The sequence below is a fragment of the Gordonia sp. (in: high G+C Gram-positive bacteria) genome (assembly GCF_020438995.1).
In the GTDB taxonomy this organism is placed as follows: Bacteria; Actinomycetota; Actinomycetes; order Mycobacteriales; family Mycobacteriaceae; genus Gordonia.
On the sequence record NZ_JAGQTN010000147.1, the window covers coordinates 18790 to 35810 of the forward strand.

General features: G+C 67.5%; 15 protein-coding genes and 1 tRNA gene. 10 read left to right on the forward strand and 6 right to left on the reverse strand.

Annotation, left to right across the window (positions count from 1 at the left end):
• Positions 1 to 57: 57 nt before the first annotated feature.
• Together KDB67_RS11170 and KDB67_RS11175 are read left to right on the forward strand one after the other, a co-directional pair.
• Positions 58 to 1032 (forward strand): DMT family transporter, encoded by a 975-nt coding sequence (locus tag KDB67_RS11170; RefSeq protein WP_291015746.1) that lies wholly within the window; start codon positions 58 to 60, stop codon positions 1030 to 1032.
• A gap of 294 nt (positions 1033 to 1326) precedes the next feature.
• On the forward strand, positions 1327 to 2010 hold the full coding sequence (locus KDB67_RS11175; RefSeq protein WP_291015747.1) for a class I SAM-dependent methyltransferase: 684 nt from the start codon (positions 1327 to 1329) through the stop codon (positions 2008 to 2010).
• A gap of 71 nt (positions 2011 to 2081) precedes the next feature.
• Here KDB67_RS11175 and KDB67_RS11180 read toward each other — a convergent pair whose 3' ends face one another.
• Together KDB67_RS11180 and KDB67_RS11185 are read right to left on the reverse strand one after the other, a co-directional pair.
• A complete protein-coding gene (locus tag KDB67_RS11180) occupies positions 2082 to 2396 on the reverse strand; it encodes a type II toxin-antitoxin system PemK/MazF family toxin (RefSeq protein ID WP_291015748.1) in 315 nt (104 codons plus the stop codon).
• Complete coding sequence (locus KDB67_RS11185) at positions 2386 to 2613, reverse strand: hypothetical protein (RefSeq protein ID WP_291015749.1); 228 nt, start codon at positions 2611 to 2613, stop codon at positions 2386 to 2388. Before KDB67_RS11185 ends, KDB67_RS11180 begins: the two co-directional genes overlap by 11 nt.
• A 202-nt stretch (positions 2614 to 2815) precedes the next feature.
• On the opposite strand from KDB67_RS11185, the gene KDB67_RS11190 reads away from it, so the two are divergent.
• Entirely contained in the window at positions 2816 to 4024 is a 1209-nt protein-coding gene (locus KDB67_RS11190; RefSeq protein ID WP_291015750.1) for a globin domain-containing protein, read from the forward strand.
• Positions 4025 to 4148: 124 nt separating this feature from the next.
• On the opposite strand, the gene KDB67_RS11195 is transcribed toward KDB67_RS11190, so the two are convergent.
• Positions 4149 to 5303 carry an alcohol dehydrogenase catalytic domain-containing protein gene (locus KDB67_RS11195; protein ID WP_291015751.1) on the reverse strand — a complete coding sequence of 385 codons (1155 nt, stop codon included), beginning with the start codon at positions 5301 to 5303 and terminating at the stop codon, positions 4149 to 4151.
• A 79-nt stretch (positions 5304 to 5382) separates the two neighbouring features.
• On the opposite strand from KDB67_RS11195, the gene KDB67_RS11200 reads away from it, so the two are divergent.
• The 4 genes from KDB67_RS11200 to nrfD all read left to right on the forward strand — a co-directional run bounded on the left by KDB67_RS11200 (position 5383) and on the right by nrfD (position 11387).
• Positions 5383 to 5928 carry a TetR/AcrR family transcriptional regulator gene (locus KDB67_RS11200; protein WP_291015752.1) on the forward strand — a complete coding sequence of 182 codons (546 nt, stop codon included), beginning with the start codon at positions 5383 to 5385 and terminating at the stop codon, positions 5926 to 5928.
• A gap of 133 nt (positions 5929 to 6061) precedes the next feature.
• On the forward strand, positions 6062 to 9268 hold the full coding sequence (gene fdnG, locus KDB67_RS11205) for a formate dehydrogenase-N subunit alpha (protein WP_291015753.1): 3207 nt from the start codon (positions 6062 to 6064) through the stop codon (positions 9266 to 9268).
• On the forward strand, positions 9256 to 10275 hold the full coding sequence (locus tag KDB67_RS11210) for a 4Fe-4S dicluster domain-containing protein (RefSeq protein WP_291015755.1): 1020 nt from the start codon (positions 9256 to 9258) through the stop codon (positions 10273 to 10275). The genes fdnG and KDB67_RS11210 overlap by 13 nt, the downstream gene beginning before the upstream one ends.
• Complete coding sequence (gene nrfD, locus KDB67_RS11215) at positions 10272 to 11387, forward strand: NrfD/PsrC family molybdoenzyme membrane anchor subunit (protein WP_291015756.1); 1116 nt, start codon at positions 10272 to 10274, stop codon at positions 11385 to 11387. Before KDB67_RS11210 ends, nrfD begins: the two co-directional genes overlap by 4 nt.
• Here the strand turns inward: nrfD and selD are convergent.
• The gene (gene selD, locus KDB67_RS11220; RefSeq protein WP_291015763.1) at positions 11374 to 12384 is read right to left on the reverse strand and encodes a selenide, water dikinase SelD; all 1011 of its coding nucleotides are present in this window, start codon (positions 12382 to 12384) and stop codon (positions 11374 to 11376) included. The genes nrfD and selD overlap by 14 nt on opposite strands.
• 41 nt (positions 12385 to 12425) lie before the next feature.
• Here selD and KDB67_RS11225 point away from each other — a divergent pair.
• The 3 genes from KDB67_RS11225 to selB all read left to right on the forward strand — a co-directional run bounded on the left by KDB67_RS11225 (position 12426) and on the right by selB (position 15651).
• Positions 12426 to 12521: transfer RNA gene (locus tag KDB67_RS11225), tRNA-Sec, on the forward strand.
• 40 nt (positions 12522 to 12561) lie between these two features.
• Positions 12562 to 13866 (forward strand): L-seryl-tRNA(Sec) selenium transferase, encoded by a 1305-nt coding sequence (gene selA, locus KDB67_RS11230; protein WP_291015765.1) that lies wholly within the window; start codon positions 12562 to 12564, stop codon positions 13864 to 13866.
• 3 nt (positions 13867 to 13869) lie between these two features.
• Entirely contained in the window at positions 13870 to 15651 is a 1782-nt protein-coding gene (selB, locus tag KDB67_RS11235; protein WP_291015757.1) for a selenocysteine-specific translation elongation factor, read from the forward strand.
• Between the two features lie 26 nt (positions 15652 to 15677).
• On the opposite strand, the gene KDB67_RS11240 is transcribed toward selB, so the two are convergent.
• Both KDB67_RS11240 and KDB67_RS11245 read right to left on the reverse strand, forming a co-directional pair.
• Positions 15678 to 15833 carry a hypothetical protein gene (locus KDB67_RS11240; RefSeq protein ID WP_291015759.1) on the reverse strand — a complete coding sequence of 52 codons (156 nt, stop codon included), beginning with the start codon at positions 15831 to 15833 and terminating at the stop codon, positions 15678 to 15680.
• On the reverse strand, positions 15830 to 16870 hold the full coding sequence (locus tag KDB67_RS11245) for a PDDEXK nuclease domain-containing protein (protein WP_291015760.1): 1041 nt from the start codon (positions 16868 to 16870) through the stop codon (positions 15830 to 15832). Before KDB67_RS11245 ends, KDB67_RS11240 begins: the two co-directional genes overlap by 4 nt.
• Between the last annotated feature and the right edge of the window lie 151 nt (positions 16871 to 17021).

Genomic DNA, 17021 nt, shown 5'->3' on the forward strand with positions numbered 1-17021 from the left:
ATGTTAGTAAGAAATTTTCAGTTGTGCTGTCTAATCCATCTGTCCACAATCGACTACATGAACCAGAACGGATTCTCTCGGACCACGTCACTACCCGCACTTGCCGCGGCGACGACCATCATTCTCTGGGCGTCGGCGTTCGTGGTGATCCGCCACCTCGGCGATGTCTTCTCCCCCGGCGCGATGGCACTGCTGCGAATGGTGACCGGCGTGACCGCACTCGCCGTCGTGTGGCGGGTCACGGCACGGCGCCACCGAGCCGACCCGGCGCGCTCGGGCAGGCTCACCGGACGAGAACTGCTGCTGGTCATCCTTTATGGCGCAGCATGGTTCGGCGGATACACGGTGTTGCTCAACATGTCCGAGCAGCATGTCGACGCCGGCACCGCCTCCCTGCTGGTCAACTTCGCACCCATCCTCGTGGCGGCCGGGGCTGCTGCGTTTCTCTCCGAGAGATACACGATGCGGTTGGCTCTGGGCACGGCGGTGGCGCTGAGCGGTATCGCACTCATTGCCTTCGGACCGGAATCGGCTGGAGCACATGCCGATACGATCGGCATCGTGTTCGGACTACTGGCCGCGATGCTGTACGCGGCCGGGGTGCTGTTGCAGAAAGTGGTGCTACGGACCGTCGACACCGTGACGGCCACCCTCATCGGTGCCGCCGTCGGACTCGCGGTCACCCTGCCGTTCGCGCCCACCGCCATCGCCGAGGTGGCCGCCGCGTCGTGGCCCGACCTGGCCGCCGTCATCTACCTGGGAGTGGGACCCACCGCGGTTGCCTTCACCACCTGGGCATATGCGTTGGCCCGCACCGACGCCGGCGCCATGGCATCGACGACGCTGGCAGTACCCGCGATCGTCGTCGTCATGTCGTGGCTGCTATTGGCCGAGGTACCCACCGCGGTCCGGATCGCCGGCGGAACGCTGGCGCTGGTGGGGGTGGCGATCAGCCGTGGACTGGTGGGACGCCGACGCACTATCCCCAACTCCGAAATGACGGAAGATATTTCGCCGGCAATACACCGATGACACTGCTATCGGCCGACGCACCGCGGCGACATACCATTCACTCCCGCCGTGCTGCCCGCGGCTCATCGACCCGCTGAAGCTCACCGCCACCGCATCCGGTGGCAACGCAGCACGCAACCGATCGAGATGTCCGGCCCACCTTTCCGGCTGCAGTAGCCGCGCATCCATCAAGAATCCCCTCGTCTGCGGGTGTTCCGATCCGGCGATCACGCTACGTCTGCGTGGCGCCTCCTGACCACCCCTGACAAATGTACGTACACACTCCGATGCGGTCGGCTGCCTATCGTCGTGGGCATGAATGACCGACGAGAACCTCCGCGCCCCTTTGGGGGCACTGTCGACGCGTTGCGCCGCTTGAACAGTCGGCATCCGTGGAATCACAACGATGCCTTCCATCCGTGGATCCTGACGCGCCTGCCGGCAGCGCACGGACTGGCGATCGACGTGGGCTGCGGCCGCGGCGAACTCCTCGCACTGCTCGCCGAACGCTTCGACCGGGTTCAGGGCGTCGACATCGACGCCGACATGCGACGGGTCAGTTCCGCCCGGTGTGCCGGGCTGCCGAATGCGACGGTGACATTGTCGGACCTCGCAGACCTGCCGACAGGCGCCGACCTGGTGACGATGATCGCCGTCCTGCATCATATGGATCTGCGGTCGACGCTGGAACAGGTCGCGAGGATCCTGAACCCGGGTGGGCGGTTCCTTTGCGTAGGTCTCGCGCGGCCGGAATCCGTCACCGACCGTATGTGGGACGCCGCTTCCATGATCACCAATCCGATCATCGGGTTCGTGCGGCATCCGTGGCCGTCAACGGCACCGGCGTGGCCGCCCCCGTTCCCGGTGCGGGACCCGGAACTGACCTTCGCCGAGATCGACGCCGGTACACGATCGATCATGCCGGGCGCGAAGTTGCAGCATCACCTCGGGTTCCGGCACACCATCGCCTGGACCAAACCCACAGCAACAATCGCATAGGTCCGGGCTGATGCTTCGCACTCAGAATCGATCGACCGTCTTGCCGCGGAGGTCTACTCGTTCGCCGCTGTTTACAGACTCACCACCAGCCGAAGGGCTGCGTCGACCGCACGGAGTTCATCGAGGCCCAAGTGCCCTATCAACTCGCCGAGTCGGCTCGGGTCCACCGCACTCGTCTGTTCGACGAGGACCCGTGTCGGGGTGCCATCGATCTCGATGCCCGGCCGAAACGTTGCCGGACGCGCCGAGGTCGACGTCGGCGCGACCAGCCAGGTTGAGAGGACGTCGAGATCGTCGGACTGCACCACAATCGCGTAGCGGGATCCGCGCTGTTCGTGGCCGCGGGTGCCGCGCGGCGCGCGGAGACGATAGACGTCACCACGCACGCAGGGACTCCATGTCGCGCAGGACCTGAGCGGCCTCGGCACAGTCGTCAGGGTCAGCAGCCAGAGTCTGTGCCTCAGTGCGAAGCCGCACCTTCACATGCCTGGCCGCGGCCTCGACGAGAGCATCACGCACCACCCGCGACACCGGCGTGCCGTCGGCCGTCAACTCTTCGAGTGCGAGCCTGGTGTCATCGTCGGGACGGAAGGTGATCGTCATAGCCATAAGTGCAGTGTCTCACAAGACGTAAGACATCGGCCGACACGATTCGGTGAGGGTGCACCGAAAGGCGTTCGTCCTGGCTACCAAACCGGACTGTATGGAAGTTGCGGAAAGTCCACGGCAGGTTGCATCTGCATTGCATGATCGACTCACGCTCATCGCGCGACCTCATCCGAATCAGCCCCCAGGAGTCACGGTCATGCAACTGTCCCCAGCGTCCGAAGCCATCATCACCGCCACAGCGGCGGTCGTGGCCGAACATGCCGACCAGATCACCGCCACCTTCTACCCCGACATGTTCGAAGCCCACCCCGAACTGCTGAATATCTTCAACACCGCCAACCAGGCGATCGGCGAGCAGCCCAAGGCCCTCGCCGCCTCGGTCGTCGCCTTCGCGGTGCAGCTCATCGACCCCGCTGCCCCCGACTTCACCCCGGTGATGCAGCGCATCGCGTACAAGCACGTGTCGCTCGGCATCCAGGCCACCGAGTACACGATCGTCGAGCACTACCTGATGAAGGCCGTGAAGACCGTGCTCGGCGACGCCGTCACCCCCGAGGTCGGGGCCGCGTGGGACGAGGTCTATTGGCTGTTCGCCACCACGCTGATCGCCGAAGAGGCGCGGCTGTATGCGCTCGGCGGCACCGATCCGGGTCACCCCTGGCGCGACTACCGCGTGGTCGAGCGCTTCGAGGAAGCCGACGAGGTCTTCTCGCTGCTGCTCGCTCCCGTCGCAGGCGACGTTCCGGCGCACCGCACCGGCCAGTACGTCGCGATCCAGGTCGAGTTGCCGGACGGGCGGCTCCAGCCCCGCCAGTACACGATCTCGTCGGGACCTCGCGGCGACAGCCTGCGGGTGACGATCAAGCGGGTGCGCGGCATCAACGGCGCGCCCGACGGCCAGGTTTCGGGCTGGCTCTACGAGAATGCCAAACCCGGCACCGTGCTGAAGGTCTCCCAGCCCGCCGGCGACGTGGTGCTCGACGGCTCCGACCGACCGATCGTGCTGGTCTCGGCCGGCATCGGCATCACCCCGGCCGCCGCGATCCTCGAGGACCTTTCGCGCCGCCAGCCCGACCGCACCGTACGACTCTTCCACGCCGACACCTCGTTCGACCATCACGCTCTCTACCAGGGGCTACGCCGCCAGGTGCTCGCGATGAGCGATGCCAGGGCCCAGAACTGGTACGAGCAGGGTGCGGACGAGGCTCCAACGCTGCACCCCGCGCGAAGCGGCTTCATGGATCTGAGCGACGTCGAACTGCCCGACGACGCCGAGGTGTTCATGTGCGGCCCGCTGCCCTTCATGCAGGCGATCAGGCACCAGCTCATCGCACGTGGTGTGCCCGCCGACCGCATCCAGTACGAGGTATTCGGGCCCGACCTGTGGGCGCAGAACCCCGACTGACCACGTCGATCACCACCCGGTGGTGCCGGTCTCGTAAGACCGGCACCACCGGTTGCACCTGAACGTCGGGCCCGACATCGGCAAATCCCCCGATCCGGCGCAGTAGCCTTCGGGAAGCCAGCACTCAGGCATGCCCGGCCACATCCAGACGGTCACGCTGCAGCACGACCTTCGTGGTGCGGGCGAGGTAGGCCTCCGGCGCGTCGTCCCAGTCGGCGAGCAGAGAAGTGACACGTTCGGCTTCGAATCCGGTAGTCGCAATGAAACTCAGGAGGTCGGGGAGGTGTGGTCGGACGTGCGAGACACCGACGTTCAAGGTGGCGCTCGTCGCGTACATGTCCATCACGGGCAGCTTGGTCCCGGTGTCGACGTAATAGCCGGTGCCGGTGCAGGTCCCACCCGGCCGCAGTGCACGCAGCGCATCCCGCAGACCCTGCGGCTTCGACGATGCTTCGACGACGACGTCGTACCGATCCGGGATCGCGCCGATGAGCGAACGTTTGCGGTTCTTGGAAACCTTGCGGACAACGGCGCCGAATCCGGCGGCCACCTCAAGGCGAGCGTCTCGGTCGTCGAGGTAGTCGACTTGCGACGCGCCGTTTGCGACAGCGAGGCCGGCGGCGTAGAGGCCGATGCTCTGACCTCCGCCGCCGATGACGAGGACCTTTCCTTCGGGGCGTTGCGCGAGCGGCGGCACTACGGATCGCCAGGCGTCGGTGAGGTTGTCGCCGGCAGCTGCGACCCGCAGCGGGTCGACGCCATCGGGGACTTTGACGAGGTTGAAGTCGGCGAACGGGATACGCAAGCAGTCGGCGATCATGCCGCCCCAGGTTCCGCATTCGGGGCCGAAGCCGTACGCCGACAGCGTCTTACCTTGCGTCTGTACTCCGAGGGTCGAGCACTTGGCGGTCAGGCCGAGCCCGCATTCGTAGCAGGAACCGCAGGCCATCGCCCACGGAACCACCACGATGTCGCCGACGGCCAGGTCGTCGACCTCGGCACCGATCTCGGTGACCTGGGCAACGGCCTCGTGCCCGATCGCCCACGGCCCCCGGAACGGGACGTCGCCGACGATGCCGCTGATCACCGGGTCGATCTTGCCGAGCTTTAGGCCGGCCTGCATCGGGCGGGAGACGTGCGAGTGGAGCGGCAGGGTGTCGCCGTCGCATCGGCTTGCGATAAACGGCCGGACCAGTGCGTCTGTCGGCGCGGTGATGACCGGCGCGGGCCGTTCACGCCATTCGAGTCGACCGGTTTTGATGAAGGTGAGCTCACGCATCGGTTATCCCTACTATGATATGCTGCATAGCATATTAGGGAGGTGCGTCATGGGCGTCAAGACAGACACTCGACAACGCATGATTACTGCGGCAGCGTTGGTCATGCGTGAGCGCGGCATCGCCGGCACCACCATCGCTACCGTGCTGCACCGCAGTGGGGCGCCACGCGGGTCTGTCAGCTTCCACTTCCCCGGCGGGCGCAATGAACTGCTGACCGAAGCGCTACACCTGGCCGGCGACTCGGTCAGCACGCTGCTCCGCGCGGCCGTCGAAGCCGGAACTCCCCCCGCCGACGTGATCCGCGGCATCGGCGAGTACTACAAGCATCAATTGGCCGAGACCGATTTTCATGCCGGATGCCCGGTGGGTGCCGCCGCCCTGGATGCCTACGACGACGTAGACCTCGGCCCAGTGGTGGCGGAAGTGGTCGACGACTGGGCGAGCCTCCTGGCGCAGTCGATGGTCAAAGCCGGATTCGACGAATCTGCGGCCGCCGATGCAGCACTCGTAGCGATCAGCGCAATCGAGGGCGCGATCATGATCTCGCGCGTGAAGCGTTCGACCGATCCCATCGATCTGGCCGTAGACCTGGTCGTCCCGCTCATGCCAGAGCCGAAGAACTAGGGCGGAACTCGACGGCGTTCCGTAGCCAAGGAAAATCACGGACCCGGCAGCGCGGGCGGCACGACCGCAATCTCATCCGACGTCGAAACGCCGTTCTGGCAGATCAGGGTTCCGCGCTGGATACTCTGGACGCATGGCGAGGTTCAGCCCCCTCGAATGGCCGGTCATCCGGCAACTGCGCTCCGGTGACAAACTCGGGCGCGGTCCTGCCGTCGAGTCGCCACTTACCAAAGCCCTCGAGTCCCGGTTGGTCTCGGCCGATCGTGTCGTCCAGAGCGTCTGTCCCTTCTGCGCTGTCGGATGCGGCCAGAAGGTGTACGTCAAGGACGAGCGCGTCATCGCCATCGAGGGTGACGAGGATTCGCCGATCTCGCGGGGCCGGCTGTGTCCGAAGGGCGCATCGAGCGAGCAGTTGGTCAACAGTCCCTTGCGGCAGACCAAGGTTCGCTACCGCGCACCGTATGCCACCGACTGGCAGGACCTCGACCGCGACAGCGCGATCGACATGATCGCGGATCGGTTCATCCAGGCGCGCCGCGAGCACTGGCGCGACACCGATGAGCACGGCAGGCCGCTGCGGCACACCCTCGGGATCGCCTCGCTGGGCGGCGCCACGCTGGACAACGAAGAGAACTATCTGATCAAGAAGCTCTTCACCGCGGCCGGGGCCATCCAGATCGAGAATCAGGCGCGCATATGACACTCCGCCACGGTTCCCGGTCTGGGAGCCTCGTTCGGCCGCGGTGGTGCCACCCAGTCCCTGCAGGACATGGCCAATGCCGACTGCATTGTGCTCATGGGCGGCAACATGGCGGAGGCGCACCCCGTCGGATTCCAGTGGGTCGCTGAAGCGAAGGCCCGCGGTGCACGCGTGATTCACGTCGATCCGCGTTTCACCCGTACCTCGGCGGTGGTCGACAAACACATCCCGATGCGGGTGGGTTCGGACATCGTGCTGCTCGGTGGGTTGATCAACTACGTGCTGACCCACGACAAGCACTTCCACGATTACGTCGTCGCGTACACCAACGCGGCGGCTCTGATCGACGCCGATTTCGCCGACCCCGAAGACCTCGGCGGGCTGTTCTCCGGCTTCGACCCGGAGACCGGAACGTATGACACAGCCAGCTGGCAGTACACGGGTGGCCGGGACGAGACGCTCACCGATCCGCAGTCGGTGTTCCAGATCCTCAAGCGGCACTTCGCCCGCTACACGCCGGACATGGTCGAGCAGATGTGTGGCGTCTCGGCGGCCGACTTCGACTACCTGGCGCGGTCGCTGACCGACAATTCCGGCCCCGAACGCACCGGCTGTTTCGGGTACGCGACCGGCTGGACCCAGCACACGATGGGTGCGCAGGTGATCCGTACCGCCGGTATCCTGCAACTTCTGCTGGGCAATGTCGGACGCCCGGGCAGCGGCATCATGGCGCTGCGCGGTCACGCCAGCATCCAGGGGTCGACCGACATCCCGACCCTGTTCAATCTGCTGCCGGGATATCTGCCGATGCCGTCGGTGGGCAAGCACGACACCTTCGCCGATTACGTGCGGGCGGTCACCCCGGCCACCGGCAAGGGCTACTGGGCATACGCCGACGCCTACACCGTCAGCCTGCTCAAGGCGTGGTGGGGTGATGCGGCGACTGCGGAGAACGACTGGGCCTATGACTACCTGCCCCGCCTCAACGGCCCGGCCGGGACCTACCAGACCGTCGTGAACATGCTGGAGGGCAAGGTCGACGGCTATTTCATCATCGGCCAGAACCCGGCCGTCGGTTCGGCGAACGCCCGCCAGCAGCGCCTGGCGATGGCCAAGCTCAAGTGGCTCGTGGTGCGCGACCTCAACATGATCGAGAGCGCGACCTGGTGGAAGGACGGACCGGAGATCGCGTCGGGCGAACTCAAGACCGAGGAGATCGGCACCGAGGTGTTCTTCCTACCGGCCGCGACGCACGTGGAGAAGGCGGGCAGCTTCACACAGACCCAACGCATGGTCCAGTGGCGGCACCAGGCGTTGTCGCCGCCCGGAGAGGCGCAGAGCGAACTGGACTTCTACCACGATCTCGGCGCCCGGATCCGGGCGCGGCTGGCTGATTCGGACGATCCGCGTGATCGGCCGATCTTGGATATGACCTGGGACTATCCACTGAACGACCACGGTGACGTCGATCCCGAAGCGGTGCTCGCCGAGATCAACGGGCGGTATGCGACGGGACCCGACGCGGGCGCCCCGCTGGACTCGTACACCCAGCTCAAGGCCGACGGCTCGACCTTGGCCGGCTGCTGGATCTACGCCGGCGTCGCCGCCGGCGGCGTCAACAAGGCGGCCCGCCGGGAACCGCGGGGCGGGCCGAGCGTGACCCAGTCGGAGTGGGGATGGGTGTGGCCGGCCGATCGCCGGATCCTCTACAACCGTGCCTCCGCCGATCGGCAGGGCCGTCCGTGGAGTGAACGCAAGAAGTACCTCTGGTGGGACGAAGCGGCCGGTCGCTGGACCGGCGACGACATTCCCGACTTCCCGGCGACGACCCCGCCCGGCCATCAGCCGGAGCCCGGTGCGGTCGGCGCCGACGCGATCGGTGGCGACGACCCGTTCATCATGCAGTCCGACGGCAAGGGCTGGCTCTTCGCGCCGAGCGGGCTGGTCGACGGGCCGCTGCCCACGCACTACGAGGCGCAGGAGTCGCCGGTACGCAATGCGCTGTACCCGCAGCAGCAGGCGCCGGCCCGCGTGATGATGCCGCGCGCGGACAATCTGGACGCGCCCAGCGCCGGTGATCCGGGCGTGGAGGTGTACCCGTACGTCTTCACGACCTATCGGCTCACCGAGCACCACACGGCCGGCGGGATGAGTCGATGGTCGCCGTATCTCGCGGAACTGCAGCCGGAAATGTTCTGTGAGATCTCACCGGCCCTGGCCGCAGAGGTCGGGGTGGTCAACGAGGGCTGGGCGACGATCATCTCGCCCCGCGCGGCGATCGAGGCGCGTGTGCTGGTCACCGACCGGCTGCGGCCGCTCGACATCAACGGGCGTGCGGTCCACCAGATCGGTCTGCCATATCACTGGGGGCAGGGCGGCGACGCCGTCGTCACCGGTGACGCGGCGAACGACCTGATCGGTGTCACGATGGACCCCAACGTGTTCATCCAGGAGTCCAAGGTCGGGTCGTGCGCGATGATCGCCGGCCGGCGTCCGCGGGGTGCAGCCGCACTCGATCTGGTTCGCGAATACCAGCGGCGCGCGGGTGTCACCATGGAGACGGACAATGAGCGAGTGACCGCGACCGACGATGCCGAGGGACCCCGGGTGCAGGAAGGAGACCGGCAATGGGACAGTTGACCGGCCCCACGGACCCGAGCGCCGACGCCGCCTGGCCGATCATCGAAGAGCGGCGCGGCTTCTTCACCGACACCTCGATCTGTATCGGCTGCAAAGCCTGCGAGGTGGCGTGCAAGGAGTGGAATCGCAATCCGCGCCACGGCGACCTGGAATTCACCGGGATGTCGTACGACAATTCGGTGGCCCTGGGCGCCAGCACCTGGCGTCACGTCGCCTTCATCGAGCAGAATGCCGAGCGGATCGAGACCGCGCGTGAATCGGGCGCGCGGCTCGTCGGGCTGGGGATGCCGCAGCTGCGCACGAGCGTCGATGCCGAGCCCGCTGCCGCCGAACCCACCGCGGCACCGACACCCCCGGACACTCCCGAGTTCCGCTGGCTGATGTCGTCGGACGTGTGCAAACACTGCACGCACGCCGGGTGCCTGGACGTGTGTCCGACCGGTGCGATGATGCGCACCGAGTTCGGGACCGTGGTGGTGCAGTCGGACATCTGCAACGGCTGCGGAACCTGCGTGGCGGGCTGTCCGTTCGGCGTGGTCGAGCGGCGCAGCGACGGTACCGTCGCACCGACCACTCGCGACGGAGAGCGCAAAGGTGAGCAGCCCGCTGTGCCCAAGAGGGGCATCGCGCAGAAGTGCACGCTCTGCTACGACCGGCTGCGGGCGAGCGAGACCCCGGCCTGCGCCAAGACCTGTCCGACGACGTCGATCTCGTTCGGCGATCGGGCGGAGATGGTCGCCAAGGCGCACGACCGGGTGGCGCAGCTGCACACGGCCGGCATGACCGAAGCGCGGCTGTACGGCGCCAACGAGAACGACGGCGTGGGCGGCACCGGTTCGGTGTTCCTGCTGCTCGATGAGCCGGAGGTGTACGGACTTCCGCCGGACCCGCGGGTGCCGACAGCAGATCTGCCGGCCATGTACAAGCGTGCCGGGCTCGCGGTGGCCGGAATGGCCGCAGCGGCGGCCGTCTCGTTCCTGGGTTCGTGGAAGGACCGGCGTCGATGACCAGCTCCGAGTACGACCAGTTCCGGCCGCCTCGGCCGGAGCGTCGAGGCGGCCGGAAGGACAACGGCCGCAAGGACAACGGCCGCAAGGGATCCGGCCGGGCCGCCGATCTGATGGTGCCGACGGTGGAGGTGGCCGAACTCGACGAGCACGGCTACTACGGCCGTCCGGTGGTGAAGGCGCCGCCGTGGGAGTGGCCGATCGGCCTGTATCTGTTCCTCGGCGGTGTGGCCGGCGGATCCGCGGTGCTGGGGGCCGGCGCTCAGCTCACCGGCCGGGAGACGTTGCGCCGCAACACCCGTCTCGCAGGGCTGGGTGCCGCGTCGCTCGGCGCCCTTGCGCTGGTGGCGGACCTCGGCCGCCCCGAACGCTTCCTGCACATGATGCGCACCTTCAAGGTCACCTCGCCGATGAGTGTCGGCTCCTGGATTCTGACGGGGTACAGCGGACTCGTCGGCGTCGCCGCCGTCGGCGAGGTGGACCGGATGACCGGCGACCGGCTGCCGCTCGGTCCGTTGCGGCCGGTGCTGCGGGCCGTGGAACCGGTGTCCGGGCTCGGCGCAGGTCTGATGGGCGCGCCGCTGGCCGCGTACACGGCGGTACTGCTCGGGGACACCGCCATGCCGACCTGGCATGCCGCGCACCGCGATCTGCCTTTCGTCTTCGTCAGTTCGGCAAGCCTGGCCGCGGGCGGCCTGGCGCTGGTCACCACACCGGCGAACGAGGTGGGCCCGGCCCGCAACCTGGCGGTGCTGGGGGTGATCGGCGACGTCGTCGCCACCCGTCTGATGGAGAAGCGGATGGATCCGGTGGCCGCCGAACCCCTGCACCATGGCACACCGGGCAACCTGATGCGCTGGGCCGAGCGGCTCGCCGTCGCCGGGGGTCTGGGTGCGACGCTGTTCGGTGGGCGGAGCGGCCGGGCACGACGGCTCCTCGCCGCAGCGTCCGGTATCACCCTGATGGCGGCCTCGGCCTGCACCCGCTTCGGGGTCTTCGAGGCCGGGCTTGAGTCGGCGAAGGACCCGCGCTACACGATGGAGCCGCAGCGCCGGCGACTCGAAGCCCGGCGTGCGGCCGGGATCACCGACGACTCGATCATCGGATTGTGAGGATCGCCGGCTCCCCCGGCGCGGAAGGCTCGGCGGCAGTCAGGTGGCCGATGATCGGGTAGCCGGGAACCTCGCCGGCGACGAGCAGACCGCCCGAGGTCTGGGCATCGGCCAGGAGGAGCAGGTGGTCCTCGGTGATCCCGGTGCCGGTCACCAGGTGCGGGCGTACCCAGTCGAGGTTGCGGCGCGTGCCGCCGGAGACGAACCCGTCGCGCAGCGCCTCCCGTGCGCCGTCGAGCACCGGGACGGCGGCGGCATCGATCACCGCGCTGACACCGGAGGCCCGGCACATCTTGTACAGGTGTCCCAGAAGACCGAAACCGGTCACGTCGGTGGCGGCGCGGGCCCCGGCGCCGAGCGCGGCGGCGGAGGCATCCCGGTTGAGTGCGGTCATCGAGGCGATTGCCTGCGGGAAGTTCTCACCGGTGCTCTTGTGCCGATTGTTGAGCAGTCCGACACCGATCGGCTTGGTCAGGGTGAGGGGCAGCCCGGCCTGCGCCGCATCGTTGCGCAGCAACCTGTCGGGGTCGGCGATGCCGGTCACCGCCATGCCGTATTTCGGCTCCGGGTCGTCGATGGTGTGTCCGCCGATCACCGGACAGCCGGCCTCCGCCCCGACATCGAGACCGCCGCGGAGCACCTCGGTCATCATCTCCATCGGCAGGACTCCGCGCGGCCAGCCGACCAGATTGATTGCGACGACCGGCCGGCCGCCCATCGCGTACACATCCGACAGCGCGTTGGCGGCGGCGATCCGGCCCCAGTCGTAGGGCGAGTCGACGACCGGGGTGAAGAAGTCGGCGGTCGAGAGCACCGCGAGGCCGTCGGCGACCCGGACCGCGGCGGCGTCATCGCCGTCGTCCAGTCCGACCAGAACATCGGGGGCCGCGGGTCCGATGAGGTCTCGGATCGCATCCTCCAGCTCCCCGGCGGGAATCTTGCACGCACAGCCTCCGCCGTGAGCGTAGGAGGTGAGGCGTCGGAGTTCGCTGGGCATCTCAGTCACCCTCCAGAGGATAGGCGGCTATTGTGAGCGGCGGAGGCGTCTGGATTCCTGGTGGGTCCCCTGGTCTTCAAAACCAGTGAGGCCGAGTATCTCGGTCTGGCGGGTTCGATTCCCGTCCGTCTCCGCCAGCTTTCCGGTCACAGGAGGAGTTCTGCGGTGGATGACGCTGTGCAGCAACAGGATTCACGGCGCCACATTCCCCGCACCGATACACTGCTCGCCTTGCCCGAGGTGGCCGGCGCACGCTCGCGGGTGGCCGGCCACGTGATCATGTCGGTGATCCGCTCGGCGCAGGAACGTGCGCGAGCCGGGGAGATCTCACCGGAGGAGGTCGAGGCCGTCGTCGTCGCCGAACTGGCGGCGGCAACGACCTCCACCCAGACCCCGGTTCTCAACGCAACCGGAGTCGTCGTGCACACCAACCTGGGGCGTGCACCGCTCTCGCCGGTTGCGGTGGAGGCGCTGATCCTGGCGGCCGGCTACGTGGACGTCGAACTGGATCTGGACACCGGCACGCGCAGCAAACGTGGGCGAGGCACGCGGGCCGCGCTGCTGGCGGCCTGCCCGGCGGCCGAAGAAGCACTCGCCGTCAACAACGGCGCCGCGGCGCTCGTGCTGGCGACCACGACACTGGCGGCCGGCCGCGAGGTGGTGATATCGCGCGGCGAGCTGATCGAGATCGGCGCGGGATTCCGCCTGCCGGATCTGATCGCCTCGACCGGGGCGCGGTTGCGCGAGGTGGGGACCACCAACCGCACGCACCTGCACGACTATGCCGCGGCGATCGGCCCGGACACCGGTTGCATACTCAAGGTGCACCCCAGCAACTTCCGCGTCACCGGCTTCACCTCAGGCGTCTCGGTCCGCGAGCTGTCCGCACTGAGCGCAGAACATGGCGTTCCCCTCGTCGTCGATCTCGGCAGCGGACTGCTCGCACCCGACCCGGTGCTGCCCGACGAACCGGACGCCGCCACCACGCTGGCCGACGGCGCCGACGTGATCACCGCCAGCGGCGACAAACTGCTCGGCGGCCCGCAGGCCGGCATCGTGCTCGGCCGCGCGCAGACGGTGCTGTCGATGGCTCGCCATCCGCTGGCGCGTGCGGTCCGGATGGACAAACTGGCATTGGCAGCACTGGAGGCGACGCTGTCCGGCCCACGGCCGCCGGTCACCGACTATCTGCATGCGGACCCGGCGCGGCTGCGCGAACGCACCGAGGCGCTCGCAGCGGCCGTCGGCGGAACGGTGGTCGATCACGACGGCCGGGTCGGTGGCGGCGGAGCACCGGGTGTTCCGCTGCACGCGTGTGCGGTGCGATTGCCCGAAGCGGCGGCCCGGCCGCTGCGACTCGGCTCACCCGCAGTGCTGCCGCGGGTGCACGACGGTGCCACCCTGATTGATCTGCGGTGCGTGCCGGAGGCGGACGATCACCACCTCCTCCAGGCCGTGCGGACCGCGCTGCGCGGGCTCTGACCCGTGTACGTCGTCGCCACCGCCGGTCACGTCGATCACGGGAAGTCGACGCTGGTGAAAACACTGACCGGGATGGAACCGGATCGATGGGAGGCCGAGCGTCGCCGCGGTCTGACGATCGATCTCGGTTTCGTCTGGACCACGCTGCCGTCCGGACGCGAGGTCGGCTTTGTCGATGTGCCCGGGCACGAACGGTTCGTGGGCAACATGCTCGCCGGACTCGGCCCCTCGCCTGTCGTCTGCTTCGTGATCGCAGCCGACGAAGGCTGGATGGCACAGTCGTCCGATCACCGGGATGCGATTGCCGCACTGGGGATCTCGCACGGGTTGGTCGTGATCAGTCGCGCCGACCGGGCGGCTCCGGAACGGGTCGCGGAGGTGATCGCGCAGACCCGACGTGAACTGTCGGATACGGGGCTGGCCGAGGCACCGGTGGTCGTGGTGTCGGCTGTCGCGGGTACCGGGATTGTCGAGTTCGCGACGACCCTCGACGCGGTCCTGGGTGCTCTCCCGACGCCGCGTGCCGACGGGCCGGTCCGGCTCTGGGTGGATCGGGCCTTCACCATCACCGGTGCGGGCACAGTCCTCACCGGAACTCTGCCGGCGGGAACGCTGACGGCGGGCGACCGGCTGGAACTGCTCGGCGGAACCCGGACCCGCGAGGTCACGGTGCGCGGCCTGCAGACCCACGGACGCGACTGCGACGTGGCCGGACCCGTCAGCCGTGTCGCCGTGAATGTCCGGGGTGTGAGCGCCGACGACGTGCACCGCGGGGACGCGCTGGTGACACCGGGGACCGTCGTGCGTGTGCCACTGATCGATGTGCGCAGGACGTCCGGCGGCGGTTCCGTTCCCGAATGGCTCACCGTGCATGCCGGGTCGGCCGCCGTTCCGGCGCGGTCACGATCGTTCGACGACGACCACCATCGTCTGACGCTTGCCTCACCGCTCCCGTTGCATGTCGGCGACCAACTGGTGCTGCGCGATCCCGGAGCGGGCCGGATCGTCGGCGGCGCCCGGGTGCTCGACCTGGATCCGCCGCCGCTGCGCCGCCGCGGGGACGGCGTGCGGCGCGGCGAGGATCTGGCCTTTCGCGACAATGACTCGGCTGTGGGTGAGGAAGTGGCGCGCCGCGGCGCCGTCGAGCGCAACCGGTTGGCGGAGTCGGGATTCGCCGTCGACGCACTGCCCGACGGAGTCGAGGAGGTCGGCCGCTGGTGGGTGTCGCAGCAGCAACTCGACGACTGGCAGGCCCGCCTGCGCGGGGCCGTGGTGGCATTGCACGGGCGCGACCCGCTCTCGGCCGGGCTGAGCGACGGGGCGGCCCGGGATCTGCTGGCCCTTCCCGACGTGGCGCTGCTGCCGGCGGTGATCTCAGGCGCGGGAGTGCGGGCCGAGGGCGGCCGGCTGTTCCTTCCCGATCATCGTGGTGACCTAGGCCCTGCCGAATCGGCGGTCTCCGAGGTGGAACGGCGCTTGGCGGAGTCGCCGTTCGTCGCACCGACTGCGGAGGAGCTCGCCGAATTGCATCTGGGCACAAAGGAACTCGCCGCCGCTCAACGTGCAGGCCGACTACTGTGCCTCGGTGACGGCGTCATGGTCCTTCCTCGAACCCCGGCGCTGGCGATGCGTGAACTCGCGCGATTGCCTCAGCCGTTCACCACCTCGCAGGCCCGCCAGGCGCTGGACACGTCTCGGCGGGTGGCGATCCCGCTGTTGGAACATCTCGATGCACGCGGCTGGACGAGGCGGATCGATGCCTGTCATCGTCAGATCGTGCACTGAGCTGCGGAGGCAGGGAGCCATACTTCTCAGACGTTGATGGGTTCGGTCTGGCCGGTCGAGTCCAGGAGTTCCGATTCCACCTTGGCGTCGAGGAGGACGCCGTCGGGGTCGCGCGACACCACGATGCGCTTGTTCTCGACGCGGGCCGCAAGATGGTCGGCGAGTGTGGGTGGCTTACTCATTCGTCGTCCTCGTCGCCACGGACCTGGTCGAGTGCGTGCCGCGCAACCCGTTCTTTCGCTGCCCGGTAGATCTCGGTAATCCGTTGCTGCAGTTCTTCTTTGGGTGGCAGGACCGTCCAGTATTCGGCCACGACAATGCCGTCCTTGTGCATTTCCAGCAGCTCGATCTGCTCACGGGATGTCTCGGTGCACAGGATCAGACCCAGCGGTGCATCTTCGTCGTTGCGGCGTTCGTAGCGGTTGAGCCACTTGAGGTAGAGATCCATCTGCCCCTTGTACGCGGGACGGAACTTGCCGATCTTCAGTTCGACGGCGATCAGCCGATGCAGCGGACGTGAGTAGAACAGCAGATCGAGGAAGAAGTCGTCGTTGTCGACGGTCATCCGCTTCTGGCGTGCAACGAACGCCCAGCCGTTGCCGACTTCGAGAAGGAACACCTCCATCTCACGGATCAGCGCCTCTTCGAGGTCACGTTCGGCGAAGGTGTCCTTCAACCCGAGGAAGTCGAGGAAGTACGGATCACTGAAGGAGTCCATCGGCACCGCTGATCCGCCCGGGGTCTGCGCGTTTGCGATCTCGCGACGCTCGTATCCTTGGCGCCCGATGAGCTCACGTAGCGCGCGAACACTGAGGCGGGCGTCGAGCGTCTGCTGGATGTAGAAGGCTCTCGCCTCGGCCGAGTACACGGGCAAAAGTGCCCTGAAGTGGGTCCAGCTCAATTGTTGTCCCAGTGAGACCACAATCTCAGGGTCGGGGAACACCTGTGCGAACTTGATCATCCGGTACAGGTTGGGGCGGTCAAACCCTCGCCCGTACCGCTTAGTCAATTGTCGTGACAGCGTAGCGACAATCTCCTGATCGTAGTCGGCACGCCGCTCCGCCAGGACCTCCGTCTCAATGAGGTGCCCGATCTGCCAGTTCATGAGCGTCAGCGCCGCGTTCGCCTGCGTGGCGACGGCCGCACGCGTCTGTTCGATCAGCGCCGACACCTGATCGAACAGATCGCCGGAGTCACCTGACCGCGCCAGTTCAGCCATCGCCCACCCCTTCATGTCCCGACGCATCGGACGGCTGTCATTGATGCGACCTGCCAGCTCAGGGATACCAGGTGCCTACGACAATCCGACGAACCTGCACGACGAACAAGACCGGGACTTCGAGGTGGTCAGATCAGACGTTGAAGCGAAA